The organism is Chromohalobacter sp. 11-W, from assembly GCF_029889905.1.
GTDB lineage: Bacteria > Pseudomonadota > Gammaproteobacteria > Pseudomonadales > Halomonadaceae > Chromohalobacter.
Window position 1 is genome coordinate 91,899 of the sequence record NZ_JARANZ010000012.1, and the last position, 14,788, is coordinate 106,686.

The 14,788-nt window shown below is 59.3% G+C and carries 10 protein-coding genes and 4 tRNA genes; all 14 read right to left on the reverse strand.

From position 1 onward, the window contains the following. Positions 1 to 109: 109 nt before the first annotated feature. The 14 genes from rpoC to OP494_RS15555 all read right to left on the reverse strand — a co-directional run bounded on the left by rpoC (position 110) and on the right by OP494_RS15555 (position 14,557). A complete protein-coding gene (rpoC, locus tag OP494_RS15490) occupies positions 110 to 4,327 on the reverse strand; it encodes a DNA-directed RNA polymerase subunit beta' (RefSeq protein WP_280542145.1) in 4,218 nt (1,405 codons plus the stop codon). Positions 4,328 to 4,406: 79 nt separating this feature from the next. Beyond that, complete coding sequence (gene rpoB, locus OP494_RS15495) at positions 4,407 to 8,483, reverse strand: DNA-directed RNA polymerase subunit beta (RefSeq protein ID WP_280542147.1); 4,077 nt, start codon at positions 8,481 to 8,483, stop codon at positions 4,407 to 4,409. Positions 8,484 to 8,710: 227 nt separating this feature from the next. Beyond that, entirely contained in the window at positions 8,711 to 9,082 is a 372-nt protein-coding gene (gene rplL / locus OP494_RS15500) for a 50S ribosomal protein L7/L12 (protein ID WP_040239438.1), read from the reverse strand. 83 nt (positions 9,083 to 9,165) lie between these two features. Further along, entirely contained in the window at positions 9,166 to 9,669 is a 504-nt protein-coding gene (rplJ, locus tag OP494_RS15505; RefSeq protein ID WP_280542149.1) for a 50S ribosomal protein L10, read from the reverse strand. Between the two features lie 263 nt (positions 9,670 to 9,932). Further along, entirely contained in the window at positions 9,933 to 10,625 is a 693-nt protein-coding gene (rplA, locus tag OP494_RS15510; protein ID WP_280542151.1) for a 50S ribosomal protein L1, read from the reverse strand. Positions 10,626 to 10,627: 2 nt separating this feature from the next. Continuing rightward, entirely contained in the window at positions 10,628 to 11,059 is a 432-nt protein-coding gene (gene rplK / locus OP494_RS15515) for a 50S ribosomal protein L11 (protein WP_040239445.1), read from the reverse strand. Between the two features lie 103 nt (positions 11,060 to 11,162). After that, positions 11,163 to 11,696 carry a transcription termination/antitermination protein NusG gene (nusG, locus tag OP494_RS15520; RefSeq protein WP_040239448.1) on the reverse strand — a complete coding sequence of 178 codons (534 nt, stop codon included), beginning with the start codon at positions 11,694 to 11,696 and terminating at the stop codon, positions 11,163 to 11,165. 8 nt (positions 11,697 to 11,704) lie between these two features. Further along, the gene (gene secE, locus OP494_RS15525) at positions 11,705 to 12,073 is read right to left on the reverse strand and encodes a preprotein translocase subunit SecE (RefSeq protein ID WP_178999559.1); all 369 of its coding nucleotides are present in this window, start codon (positions 12,071 to 12,073) and stop codon (positions 11,705 to 11,707) included. Between the two features lie 72 nt (positions 12,074 to 12,145). Beyond that, positions 12,146 to 12,221: transfer RNA gene (locus OP494_RS15530), tRNA-Trp, on the reverse strand. A 125-nt stretch (positions 12,222 to 12,346) separates the two neighbouring features. Beyond that, positions 12,347 to 12,421 (reverse strand) — tRNA-Thr (locus OP494_RS15535). A 6-nt stretch (positions 12,422 to 12,427) separates the two neighbouring features. After that, positions 12,428 to 12,501 (reverse strand) — tRNA-Gly (locus tag OP494_RS15540). 50 nt (positions 12,502 to 12,551) lie between these two features. After that, positions 12,552 to 12,635, reverse strand: a tRNA-Tyr gene (locus OP494_RS15545). A 105-nt stretch (positions 12,636 to 12,740) separates the two neighbouring features. Then, positions 12,741 to 13,580 (reverse strand): type III pantothenate kinase, encoded by an 840-nt coding sequence (locus OP494_RS15550; protein WP_178999560.1) that lies wholly within the window; start codon positions 13,578 to 13,580, stop codon positions 12,741 to 12,743. Then, positions 13,577 to 14,557, reverse strand: coding sequence for a biotin--[acetyl-CoA-carboxylase] ligase (locus tag OP494_RS15555; protein WP_280542154.1), 981 nt, complete (start codon positions 14,555 to 14,557; stop codon positions 13,577 to 13,579). Before OP494_RS15555 ends, OP494_RS15550 begins: the two co-directional genes overlap by 4 nt. Positions 14,558 to 14,788: the final 231 nt, after the last annotated feature.

Consider the following 14,788-nt stretch of genomic DNA (forward strand, 5'->3'; position numbering starts at 1 on the left):
TTGGGACAGGACGTACCCACCCCACTGTTAAAGGCTGCGCATTCTAATGTCTGGCGACGAGCCACGTCAAGTCCGCCACCCAGTAGGCGCCGGACTTGACGGCATACGCCTAGAGGTCTTCGTCGTCGGCGTCCAGCGCGGTGAGCTGCGCGCCCAACTCCTGTTCGACATCGGAGGCCGATGGGTTGAGCGTGTGCTCATCACCCTCGCGCTTGCGACGCCGCTCGGCGTGGTGCGCCAACCCTGTACCGGCCGGCACCAGGCGACCCACCACAACGTTTTCCTTGAGGCCGCGCAGGTAGTCACGCTTGCCGGACACCGCCGCCTCGGTCAACACGCGGGTGGTTTCCTGGAACGATGCCGCCGAGATGAACGACTCGGTTGCCAGGCTCGCCTTGGTGATACCCAGCAGCAGACGCTCGCATTTGGCCGGGAATTTATCTTCCTGGGCCAGGCGTGCGTTTTCCTCGAGGACGCGAACGTACTCCGCCTGGTCGCCGGTAATGAAGGAAGAATCCCCTGCATCGGTGATTTCCACCTTGCGCAGCATCTGACGCACGATCACCTCGATGTGCTTGTCATCGATGACCACGCCCTGCAGACGATAGACGTCCTGGATCTCGACCGTGATGTACTTGGCCAATTCCGCGATCCCGAGCAGGCGCAGGATGTCGTGGGGGTTGCTGGGGCCGTCGGAGATGACCTCGCCTTTCTCCACCGTCTCGCCTTCGAACACCCCGATCTGACGCCATTTGGGGATCAGCATCTCGACCGGATCACCTTCTTCAGGCGTAACCGTCAGGCGACGCTTGCCCTTGGTTTCCTTGCCAAAGCTGATGGTCCCGGTGACCTCGGCCAGAATCGCTGGCTCCTTGGGCTTGCGCGCCTCGAACAAGTCGGCGACACGCGGCAGACCCCCGGTGATGTCCTTGTTACCGGACGCTTCGACCGGGATACGCGCGATAACCTCACCGACACCGACCTGATCGCCATTTTCGCCTGCGATGATGGCCTTACCGGGCAGCATGTACTGCACAGGGGTGTTGGAGCCCGGCAGCGTGACATGCTCACCATTGTCGTCGAGCAGCATGATCATCGGACGCTTTTCACGGCCAGAGGTTGGGCGCGCAGCGGTCTCGATCACCTCGATGTTCGACAGGCCGGTCATCTCGTCCACGCTACGGTGGATCGTGATGCCTTCTTCCATGTCGCTGAACTGGGCCCTACCCTCGACCTCAGCCACGACCGGATGGGTGTGCGGATCCCACTTGGCGACCGGCGTCCCGCCTTCGACCATGTCACCGTCGCGTACCGACAGCTCGGCACCATACGGCAACTTGTAGTACTCACGTTCGCGACCATGCTCGTCGGCGACGGCCAGAGCACTCGAGCGAGAGACCACGATGAGCTTGCCGTCATTGCGCTCGACATGCTTGATGTTGTGCAGGCGCACCGTGCCACCGTGCTTGACCTGAACACTATCGACGGCCGAGGCACGTGATGCAGCCCCCCCGATGTGGAAAGTACGCATGGTCAGCTGGGTACCCGGCTCACCAATCGACTGCGCCGCGATAACACCGACAGCTTCGCCGATGTTGACCTGATGGCCACGCGCCAAGTCACGGCCGTAGCACGATGCGCATACACCATGTCGTGTTTCGCAGGTGATCGCACTGCGCACGATGATCTCGTCCACGCCCATGGTATCGAGCTTGGCGCACCAAGCCTCATCCAGCAAAGTACCGCGCGGAATCAATACATCATCGTTGGCAGGATCGATGACATCCTGCGCCACGACGCGGCCTAGCACACGCTGCGCCAGCGATACGATGACGTCACCGCCCTCGATCACCGGATGTAGCGTCAGGCCTTCATACGTGCCGCAATCCTCTTCGGTCACCACCAAGTCCTGAGACACGTCCACCAAGCGGCGCGTCAAGTAACCGGAGTTGGCGGTCTTGAGTGCCGTATCCGCCAGACCCTTACGCGCACCGTGCGTCGAGATGAAGTACTGCAGGACGTTCAAGCCTTCGCGGAAGTTGGCGGTGATCGGCGTCTCGATGATCGAGCCATCCGGCTTTGCCATCAGCCCGCGCATGCCCGCCAACTGGCGGATCTGTGCGGCACTACCACGTGCCCCGGAGTCGGCCATGATGAAGACGCTATTGAACGAATCCTGCTCGACCTGTTCGCCATGACGGTCGGTGACGGTCTCCTTCGAGATCCCCGCCATCATCGCCTTGGCGACCTTATCGTTGGCCTTGGACCAGATATCGATGACCTTGTTGTACTTCTCGCCCGCAGTCACCAGACCGGAGGAGAACTGGTCCTCGATTTCCTTGACCTCTTCCTCGGCCCCGTCGACGATTTCCTTCTTCGAGTCGGGGATGACAAAGTCGTTGACCCCGATCGATGCGCCCGACCAAGTCGCCAGACGGAAACCGGTGTACATCAACTGGTCGGCGAAGATGACCGTATCCTTGAGGCCCGCACGACGATAGACGGCATTGATCAAGCCGGAAATCGCCTTCTTCTTCATCGGCTGATCGACCAGCTCGTAGGGCATCCCCTTGGGCAAAATGCGGAACAACAAGGCACGCCCCACCGTCGTATCACGCAGCGAGGTCTTGCCGTTCAGTTCACCGCTTTCGTCGTCCCGTTCGTATTCGGTGAGACGCACCTTGACACGCGCATGCATCGACACGCTTTCGGTCCCGAACGCACGCTCGACTTCGTCGAGGTTGGAGAAAACCATGCCTTCGCCCTTGGCATTGACCTTCTCGCGAGTCATGTAATATAGACCCAGCACGACGTCCTGAGACGGTACGATGATGGGCTCGCCGTTGGCTGGCGACAGCACATTGTTAGTGGCCATCATCAGCGTCCGCGCCTCGAGCTGTGCTTCCAGCGTCAGCGGGACGTGTACGGCCATCTGGTCGCCGTCGAAGTCGGCGTTATACGCCGCGCACACCAACGGATGCAGCTGGATCGCCTTGCCTTCGATCAACAACGGTTCGAAGGCCTGGATACCCAAGCGGTGCAGCGTCGGTGCACGGTTGAGCATCACCGGGTGCTCGCGGATGACATCGGCAAGGATGTCCCACACTTCCGGCAGCTCGCGCTCGACCATCTTCTTGGCGGCCTTGATGGTAGACGCTTGGCCGCTCGCCTGTAGCTTGGAATAGATGAACGGCTTGAACAGCTCAAGCGCCATCTTCTTGGGCAAACCGCACTGGTGCAGGCGCAGGGTCGGACCGACGGTGATGACGGAACGGCCGGAGTAGTCGACACGCTTGCCCAGCAGGTTCTGACGGAAACGCCCCTGCTTGCCCTTGATCATGTCGGCCAGTGACTTCAGCGGACGCTTGTTGGAACCGGTGATGGCACGGCCGCGACGACCGTTGTCGAGCAGCGCATCGACCGATTCCTGCAGCATGCGCTTCTCGTTGCGCACGATGATATCCGGCGCATTGAGGTCGAGCAGACGCTTCAGGCGATTGTTGCGGTTGATCACGCGACGATACAGATCGTTGAGATCCGACGTCGCGAAACGGCCACCGTCCAGCGGCACCAACGGGCGCAGATCCGGCGGAAGTACCGGCAGCACTTCCATGATCATCCACGCCGGGTCGTTGCCGGACTTGTAGAAGGCCTCCAACAGCTTCAAGCGCTTGGAGAGCTTCTTGATCTTGGTTTCGGAGTTGGTCTGCGGAACTTCTTCGCGCAGGCGCTCGATCTCTTCTTCGAGATCGACATCATTGAGCAATGCCTGTACGGCTTCGGCGCCCATGCGGGCATCGAAATCATCACCGAATTCTTCCAGTGCCTCGAAGTACTGCTCATCGTTTAGCAACTGACCACGCTCAAGCGTGGTCATGCCTGGATCGATGACCATGAAGCTCTCGAAATAGAGCACACGCTCGATATCACGCAGGGTCATGTCCAGGAACAAGCCGATGCGTGACGGCAGCGACTTGAGGAACCAGATATGCGCCACCGGCGCAGCCAGTTCGATATGTCCCATACGCTCGCGGCGCACGGCGGCCTTAGTGACCTCGACGCCGCACTTTTCGCAAATGATGCCACGATGCTTCATGCGCTTGTACTTACCGCACAAGCACTCGTAATCCTTCACCGGACCGAAGATCTTGGCGCAGAACAGGCCATCACGCTCAGGCTTGAACGTACGGTAGTTGATGGTCTCAGGCTTTTTGACTTCGCCGTAGGACCAGGAGCGGATCAAGTCCGGCGATGCGAGCGTAATCTTGATCGCATCGAACTCTTCGGACTGTGCCTGCGATTTGAGGACTTTCACCAAATCTTTCATGGGGTCGGCTCCGTAGCGGAGTTGTCATGGGCGGGGCCTCTAAAGGCCCCGCGGACCGTCATTCGTCAGCGTGAAACGCTCAGCCTTCCAGCTCGATATCAATACCCAGCGAGCGGATTTCCTTCACCAATACGTTGAAGGATTCCGGCATGCCTGCCTGCATCGAGTGGTCGCCGTCGACGATGTTCTTGTACATCTTGGTGCGGCCTTCCACGTCGTCGGACTTGACGGTCAGCATTTCCTGCAAGGTATAGGCCGCGCCATAGGCTTCCAGCGCCCAGACTTCCATCTCACCGAAGCGTTGTCCGCCGAACTGCGCCTTACCGCCCAGCGGTTGCTGGGTCACCAGCGAGTACGAACCGGTGGAACGGGCGTGCATCTTGTCGTCGACCAGGTGGTTGAGCTTGAGCATATACATGTAGCCCACCGTCACTGAGCGATCGAAGGTCTCGCCCGTACGCCCATCGTAGAGCGTCATCTGACCGGAATCCGGCAGGTTGGCCAGGCTCAGGAGATGCTTGATCTCGTGCTCCTTGGCACCATCGAAGACCGGCGTCGCCACCGGCACGCCATTGCGCAGATTCTTCGCCAGGGTAATGATCTCGTCATCGCTGAGCGAGTCTATATCCTCCTGGCGCGTCTCGGCGGTGTTGTACACCTGCCCCAAGAAGTCGCGAATCTCCGCTACCTGCTGCTGGCGTGCCTCGCGCAACATCTCGTCGATTCTCACCCCGAGCCCCCAGGCAGCCATGCCCAAGTGAGTCTCGAGGATCTGCCCGACGTTCATGCGCGAGGGCACGCCCAGCGGGTTGAGTACCACATCGACCGGTTCGCCATTGTCGTCGAACGGCATGTCCTCGACGGGCATGATCGACGAAATGACACCCTTGTTACCGTGACGGCCGGCCATCTTGTCACCCGACTGAATGCGACGCTTAACGGCCAGGTAGACCTTGACGATCTTGAGCACGCCGGGTGCCAGATCATCGCCTTGAGTCAACTTACGCTTCTTGTCTTCGAAACGCTCGTCCATCTCTTTGCGACGCGTTTCCAACTGCTCATCGGCCTGGGCCAAGAGCTCGTTGAGTGCCTCGTCCTGCATGCGCAGCTTGAACCACTGGCTGCGCGGCAGCTCGTCGAGATAGGCCTCATCGAGGACGTCGCCCTTCTTGAGCTTGGGACCGCCATTGACCGGCTGACCGAGCAAGGTGCGCTTGAGGCGCTCGAAGGTGGCTTCTTCGGCGATGCGATAGGTTTCCTGAAGGTCCTTGCGCACCTCATCGAGCTGGCTTTGCTCGATGGACAGGGCGCGCGAATCCTTCTCGACGCCATCGCGGGTGAAGACCTGCACGTCGATGATCGTGCCCTTCATGCCCGTCGGCGCACGCAGTGAAGTGTCCTTCACGTCGGACGCCTTCTCGCCGAAGATCGCACGTAGCAGTTTCTCTTCCGGCGTCAGCTGGGTTTCGCCCTTGGGCGTGACCTTGCCGACCAGGATATCGCCAGGGCCGACCTCGGCACCGATGTAGACGATACCTGCTTCGTCGAGCTTGCCAAGTGCCGCTTCACCGACATTGGGAATGTCCGAGGAGATTTCCTCGGCGCCCAACTTGGTGTCGCGAGACACGCAGGTCAGCTCCTGAATATGGATGCTGGTGAAGCGGTCTTCCTCGACTACGCGCTCCGAGATGAGGATGGAATCCTCGAAGTTGTAGCCGTTCCACGGCATGAAAGCCATGCGCATGTTCTGACCCAGTGCCAGATCCCCCATGTCGACGGAAGGACCGTCGGCCAGGATATCGCCGCTTGCCACGGTGTCGCCCGGGCGAACGATCGGGCGCTGGTTCATGCAGGTGTTCTGGTTGGAGCGCAGGTACTTGGTGAGATTGTAGATATCGACACCCGCTTCACCGCCGATGATCTCATCTTCGTTGATACGTACCACGATGCGCTTGGCATCCACCGAGTCGATCACCCCGCCGCGCCGTGCAACCGCGCAGACGCCAGAGTCACGAGCAACGAAACGCTCCATGCCCGTACCGACCAGTGGCTTCTCGGCACGCAGGGTCGGAACGGCCTGACGCTGCATGTTCGAGCCCATCAAGGCACGGTTGGCGTCATCGTGCTCGAGGAACGGAATCAACGCCGCGGCCACGGACACTACCTGACGCGGCGACACGTCCATCAACGTGACCTTATCCGGCGCCATGAAGGTCGTCTCGCCTCTGTGACGAACCTGCACCAGGTCGTCGACCAGCTTGCCGTCCTCGTCCACCGTTGCCGACGCCTGGGCAATGACGAAGTCACCTTCCTCGATAGCCGACAGATGCACGACCTCGTCGGTCACCTGACGATCACCCACCTTGCGATACGGCGTTTCCAGGAAGCCGTAGCTGTTGGTGTGGCTGTAGGTCGCCAGTGAGTTGATCAGGCCGATGTTCGGGCCTTCCGGCGTTTCGATCGGGCACAGACGACCGTAGTGCGTGGCATGGACGTCGCGCACTTCGAAGCCGGCACGCTCACGGGTCAGGCCACCCGGCCCAAGCGCAGACACACGACGCTTGTGCGTCACCTCGGAGAGCGGGTTGTTCTGGTCCATGAACTGGGACAGCTGCGAGGAGCCGAAGAACTCCTTCACTGCGGCCGCCACCGGCTTGGCATTGATCAGATCCTGAGGCATCAAGCCTTCGCTCTCCGCCATGGAGAGACGCTCCTTGACCGCACGCTCGACGCGCACCAAACCGACACGGAACTGGTTTTCCGCCATCTCGCCGACGCAACGAATGCGGCGGTTGCCCAAGTGGTCGATATCATCGACATCACCGAAGCCATTACGGATATTGATCAGCTCGCGAAGAACATCGAGGATGTCTTGGTTGTCGAGAATCCCGGAGCCGGTGTCCCCTTCGCGACGCAGGCGGCGGTTGAACTTCATGCGACCGACGCCCGATAGGTCGTAGCGGTCCTCGGTGAAGAACAAATTGTGGAACAGCGTCTCGGCCGCTTCTTTTGTCGGCGGCTCTCCGGGACGCATCATGCGATAGATCTCGACCAGCGCCTCGAGCTGAGAGCGCGTGGTATCAATCTTCAACGTATCGGAGACGAACGAGCCCGCGTCGAGATCGTTGGTGTACAACGTCTCAAGCGTGGTAATGCCCGCCTGACCGAGCGTTTCAAGCAGCTCGGGGGTGATTTCCGTATTGCATTCGCACACCAGCTCGCCGGTATTCGGATCGACCTGATCCTTGGCCAGCGTCTTGCCGAACAGATATTCCATCGGCACATCGAGGCGCTCGAGGCCGGCTTTTTCCATCTGGCGAATATGCTTCTGGGTAATACGACGCCCTTCCTCGACGATGAGGTTACCCTCGCCGTCCTGGATATCGAAGGTCGCCGTCTCGCCACGCAGACGTGACGGTACCAGCTCGACGCTGAATCCTTTCTTCTCGACATGGAAGGTGCTGGTGTCGAAGAACGTCTCGAGGATCTCCTCGGCACTCATGCCCAACGCGCGCAGCAACACCGTGGCCGGCAGCTTGCGGCGACGGTCGATGCGGACGTAGACGTTGTCCTTGGGATCGAACTCGAAATCCAGCCATGAACCGCGATACGGGATGATTCGCGCGGAGTACAGCAGCTTGCCGGACGTGTGACTCTTGCCCTTGTCATGGTCGAAGAACACACCCGGCGAGCGATGGAGCTGGGAGACGATGACACGTTCGGTACCATTGACAACGAAGGTACCGTTTTCCGTCATCAGGGGGATCTCCCCCATGTAGACTTCCTGCTCTTTAATGTCCTTGATCGCCTTGTTGGACGAGTCCTTATCGTAGATGATCAAGCGCACCTTGACCCGCAGCGGCGCCGAATAGGTCACGCCACGCAGTTGGCATTCCTTGACGTCGAAAGCCGACGTGCCAAAGCGGTAGCTGACATACTCGAGAGCGGCATTGCCGGAAAAGCTCTCGATAGGGAACACGGACTTGAAAGCAGCATGCAAGCCGACGTCGAGGCGTTCTTCGATCGCCCGGTCCTGCTGGAGGAAGTCGTAGTAGGAATCAAGCTGAATGGCCAGCAGGTAGGGCACATCCATCACTTGTGGCAGTTTGCCGAAATCCTTGCGGATGCGTTTTTTCTCAGTGTATGAGTAAGCCATCTGTATTCCCCAGCTTGTTCACCTTGGGTGACCGGTGCGTGGTCGGCGCCGCCTGAAGGGATTTCCCGTCAGGCGCTGACGGCAAGCCCTTACGAGAGCTCGCCGTCGGAATTCGTCTAGTCAGACACGTGACATTCTGGCTAGCAGCAACAGAAAAAGGCCGGCAGCGGGAAAGCCCGCCGCCAGCCATGAAGCTTACGCAGCGCGTAAAGCCATGGTCACCGGAGTTACTTGAGTTCCACGGATGCGCCAGCTTCTTCCAACTTGGTCTTGGCTTCGTCGCCATCTTCCTTGGACATGCCTTCCTTGAGGGTTGCCGGGGCGCCGTCGACGGCTGCCTTGGCTTCCTTGAGGCCCAGACCGGTGATCTCACGAACCACCTTGATGACGTTGACCTTCTTCTCACCAGCGCTGGTCAGCACCAGGTCGAACTCGGTCTGTTCTTCAGCTTCTTCAGCTTCGCCACCACCCGGGCCAGCCACAACAGCGGCGGCCGCAGAAACACCGAACTTCTCTTCCATCGCGGAAACGAGCTCAGCCACTTCCATGACAGACATTTCGGCGACGGCGTTGATGATATCTTCTTGAGTCAGTGCCATTATCAAATTCCTAACTTTGCGGGAGCCTCATATCATGAGAGCTCATTGATACAGGATTCGTGCCAGTGCGGTTCAGCCTGCCCTTAGGCCGCTTCTTCCTGCTTCTGGTCACGCAACGCAGCGAGTGTACGAGCCAACTTGCCAGCCGATGCTTCCTTCATGACGGACATCAGCTTGGCGATGGCTTCATCACGTGTCGGCAGCGTCGCCAGGCGGTCAAGACCGGAAGCCGGGATGAACTCGCCTTCGTATGCCAGCGCCTTGATCTCGAAATCTTTCTCATTCTTGGCGAATTCCTTGAACAGACGAGCGGCAGCGCCCGGATGCTCATAGGAGAAGGCCAACATGGTCGGACCCGAGAACGTCTCGTTAAGGCACTCCCAAGGAGTACCTTCGAGGGCGCGGCGTGCTAGGGTGTTGCGCACAACACGAATTTGCACACCATTCTCGCGGGCCTGCTTGCGCAGTTCGGTCATGGCGCTTACGGCCACACCGCGAGAATCGGCAACGACGACGGAGAGCGCATCTTGTGCGGCTTCACTGACCTCGGCAACGATCGCTTTCTTGCCTTCGAGTGCTAATGGCACAGTGATCACTCCTTCGTACCGGACGCCTTTGGGGGCGTTCCAGTGGTTACCATCTCCCCCATCTTCGCTTACCACGAGAGGGGGCCGGGGTGATGGTGCTCACCAGAAATCTGGCGGCCACACCATCTGCGCAGGCGGCTTTTTAGGTCCATTAAGCCATGCTTCCTCGAGAAAGCATGGCACCTGCGGTCTTTGACGGTGCCCCGCCGCCACGTTTAAACGCTGTGTACGGGGACCGCAAAGTTACTGCCTTTTCCCGCGACTCACACGAACGGCGTGTGATCCACGGTCAACCCTGGCCCCATGGTAGTGGACAGGGTGATTTTCTTGAAGTAGATGCCCTTGGACGTACTCGGCTTGAGACGCTTGAGGTCGCCGATCAATGCATCGAGGTTGCCCTTGATAGCACTGGCGTCGAAATCCACCTTACCGATGGCGGCATGGATGATGCCGTTCTTGTCGGTACGGAAGCGCACCTGGCCTGCCTTCGCATTCTTCACGGCAGTGGCGACGTCCGGCGTTACGGTGCCGACCTTGGGGTTGGGCATCAGCCCACGCGGACCGAGGATCTGGCCCAGCTGCCCAACGACACGCATGGCGTCCGGTGCGGCAACCACCACATCGAAGTCCATATTGCCTTTCTTGACGTCTGCCGCCAGTTCATCCATCCCCACGACATCGGCGCCGGCTTCTTTCGCGGCATCGGCAGCAGCGCCTTGCGCAAAGACAGCGACACGTGCGGTTTTGCCCGTACCGTTAGGCATGACGGTAGCGCCACGCACGACTTGGTCGGATTTACGCGGGTCAACGCCGAGGTTGATCGATACTTCGACGGATTCCTTGAACTTGACCGCGGACACTTCGGACAACAGGGCAACCGCTTCTTCCAGGTTATATACCTTGGATTTGTCGACCTTTTCGTTGAGCATCTGCGCGCGCTTGGTAAGCTTGGCCATGATCAGAGACCCTCCACGTTGAGGCCCATGCTACGGGCACTGCCTGCGATGGTGCGGACAGCCGCATCAAGGTCGGAAGCCGTCAAATCGGGCTCCTTGGTCTTGGCAATCTCTTCCAGCTGCTCGCGCGTCACAGTACCGACCTTGGTCTTGTTCGGCACACCAGAGCCAGACTTGATTCCCGCCGCTTTCTTCAACAACACTGCTGCGGGCGGCGTCTTGGTGATGAACGTGAAGCTGCGATCAGAGTAGACCGTAATCACGACCGGCGTCGGGAGGCCCGGCTCGATATCCTGAGTTTCTGCGTTGAACGTCTTGCAGAACTCCATGATATTGACACCGTGCTGACCCAGCGCGGGGCCCACGGGGGGACTCGGATTGGCCTTACCCGCTGCAACTTGCAGCTTGATATAGGCCTGTACTTTTTTCGCCATATTGGACTCCAGTTGGGTGCTAACGCCTTGCGGCTCCCCGTTTCAATGAGACCCTGAGGCCTCTACGACACGCACCGGCTCATATCGAGCCGGCGTCTTGAATTCAGTCTTTTTCGACCTGAGCGAACTCGAGCTCGACAGGCGTCGAGCGCCCGAATATCAGCACGCTGACATGCAAGCGGCTCTTCTCGTAGTTGACCTCTTCCACCACGCCGTTGAAGTCGGCAAAAGGCCCATCAACGACACGCACGGTTTCGCCCGGATCGAAGAGCGTCTTGGGACGTGGCTTGTCCGTACCGTCCTGCACACGACGCAGGATGCCATCGGCTTCTTTTTGCGTAATGGGCGCCGGCTTTTCCGGCGTACCGCCGATGAACCCCATGACACGCGGCGTCTCATTCACCAAGTGCCAAGTGGCGTCGGTCATCTCCATCTCGACCAGCACATAGCCGGGATAGAACTTGCGCTCGCTCTTGCGGCGCTTGCCGTCACGCATCTCGACGACTTCTTCGGTCGGCACCAGAATTTCGCCAAACTGGTCTTCCATGCCATACATCTTGACGCGCTCATGAAGAGAGCGCATCACATGCTTTTCGAAACCGGAGTAGGCGTGGACGACGTACCAACGCTTGGACATGAAAACTCCTAACCTATGATGCCGGACATGGCCCAGCCGAGAAGCGTATCGATCAGCCATAATAGAATGCCGACCAACACTACGGCCACCAAGACAATCGCAGTGGTCTGAATCGTCTCGGGGCGCGTCGGCCACACTACGCGCTGAATTTCCTTACGCGACCCGCGCGCCAACTCAGTCAGCGCACGCCCTTTGGTCGTGGTCAAGGCTACCGCCGCAGCGGCCACACCCAGCACAACGACGCCTAGAACGCGATACAGCAGCGCTTGATCGGCAAAATAAGCATTGCCTGCCACCGCCAGAACGACAAGAACGACGGCGACCGCCCATCTGGCGAAATCGAAACGCGACCCTTGCACCTCGGCGCTTTGTTTCATGGAAAAGGAACTCCTAAAGGCGCGGCAAGCGTGGCAAGAAAGAATAAAGGAAGAACCAGCACTGAGGAAGGCTGGCAGGCCAGGAGGGAATCGAACCCCCAACCTGCGGTTTTGGAGACCGCTGCTCTGCCAATTGAGCTACTGGCCTATACTCTGCAACCTGACGCTTTACTGGTAGGCTTTTGCCACAGCGCGCGTCATGTTAGCTAACTACAACCAGGAAGGCAACCCAATTGTATCGCACCAAGACGAGAAGCTTGTCTCGCCCAATATTGGAGCTCATGGACGGATTTGAACCGTCGACCTCACCCTTACCAAGGGTGTGCTCTACCCCTGAGCTACATGAGCTTAATTTGGAGCGGGCAGCGGGGATCGAACCCGCATCATCAGCTTGGAAGGCTGAGGTTCTACCATTGAACTATGCCCGCCTACCCACTCGTCGCTTGCGCCCTACAGGCTGGCGGTCAAGCATTTAATCTGGTGGAGGGGGAAGGATTCGAACCTTCGAAGCTTTCGCGGCAGATTTACAGTCTGCTCCCTTTGGCCACTCGGGAACCCCTCCAACGTGGCGACGAATTCTACGGAATTTGAGAATTGTGTCAAGCACTTAATTTACAATGCTTTTCTCTGTCCATGAGCCCGTCGACCCGAAACGCGCAGCATTGTGTCAAAGCAGCATTGAGAATGCAAGGCCGGCCCGGACTTTTTCCAGGGGAGGAACGGGGGGTGGCAGCGGCGCCCCGGCCAATCGTCCAGCGCGCTCCGCCGCTGTCAGCGGATAACATGTTTCGAGCCCGGCATAGACCATGTCCGGCCATACTGCGTGCGGGATACGCAGCCCGCGCGACACTACCCGAGCGTCTCCCCCGGTCAAGAGTAGCGGTAGTGCAACGCCTTCTCGATCGCACACTTCGCTATAGATACGATTAACAGCGCTCACCGCCGACATGTAGATGCCATGATTGACCGCCTCGACCGTGTTGCGCCCTGGTGCCAGCAGCTCATCTGCTTCACTGTCAGGGTCAATGGCCACATTACGCGTCCCCAGCTTGAGGCTCTCTTTCATCAAGCGTAGCCCGGGGATGATGTACCCCCCCAGATGGCGCCCACCCGGCAGCACGAAATCCATGGTGATCGCACTGCCGCAATCGACACTGCAACAGCCTCCAGTCAGCTGATAGCCGGCAAGCACACCCATCCAGCGGTCGACGCCAAGACGCCCAGGCTCATCATAGCCACAGCTGACACCAAGCGCTTCGGGAGTAGAACGCGCCACGTGAACCACACCGACCTGGCGCCGCAGCAAGGTCACGGTGTCGCGCAATACGGATTCTCGCGCGACGCTCGAGATACGCACGGCCTCTACCACATCGAGATCTGGTATGTCGGCACCAGGCCGCCACTCTTCCCGTGTCCAGACGGCCCCACGAGAGCGAATTTCACTGCTCGCGACATCCTTCAGGCGCCATTTCGACAAGGTATTGCCGATATCGAGATCCAAAATCATGAGAGCGCGCGCAAGCTGATTTCACCGCCGGCCAACAGCCGGGCCTCCCCATCTACATTGACTCGCAAGTTCCCAGTGGCATCCACGCCCTCGGCAACAGCCGTATAAGTGTGCCCACCCTGAACGACATCCACTTCGAGCCCTGCATAGGCATTGCGACGATTCCACGCATCACGCCAAGGCTCGAAGCCATGTTGCTCGAAACGAGGCAACATTCCCAGCAAGGCTTCCACCAGTGATGCGGACAATTCATTGCGCGTGATATCGGACCTCACATCATTCAGGGCGGCAACGGGTTGGTCCACGCTATCTCGCGCGGCGTCAGGCAAGGCGACATTGAGCCCAATACCGATGACGACCTCGCAGGGACCGGCGACATCGCCGCTCACCTCCAGCAGAATACCGGCCAACTTCGCTGTGCCGTCATCCCGGCGCAACAACAAATCATTGGGCCATTTAAGCACCACAGGTACGGAGAAGCGCTCCAACACTTCGGCCAGCACCACGCCCACGGCCAGGCTCAAGCCTTCCAACGCCGACGCGCCTTCATCGAAACGCCACCCTAGCGAGAACAGCAGGCCACTCCCCCAGGGGCAGACCCAATGACGGCCACGCCGTCCACGCCCGGCTTCCTGGCTCTCCGCTAGGCACACCTCAGCATGCCCAGCGCCTTGCTGAAAACGCTCGCGCAAAAAAGTGTTGGTCGAAGGCAGCGCATCTTCAACGAACAGGCGGGTCAAATGATGACGTGGCTCCGCGGGCAGGCGCTCGATGATAGCCGGCCCGGACAGCAGGTCCAACGGTGCGGCCAAACGATACCCTTGGCCTTTCACCGCCTCCAACTGCAACCCCATTTTCTCCAGCTTCTTGAGCTGCTTCCAGACCGCCGTGCGTGAAACGCCAAGCTGCTCGCCCAATTGTTCGCCGGAGTGATACTCACCGTCGCTCAGCAAACGGATCAGATCACCAATCGTCATTCCGATCATCCCCGTCGGGAAAAAATGCCATTCTATCGAAATGCACTCCGCCGGGGGAGCATAGCCGACCAAAGCGCAACAAATTACTCTGTCAGGCTGTTTTTCAGCCCCATAAACGACAAAACCCCCGCTTCGCCTGAAGCGGGGGTTCGACACAAGGCCTGGAGAGGGAGGCCCCAACGACAACACCCCCGACCATTGGCCGGGGGTGTCGAAATAAATGCCTGACGA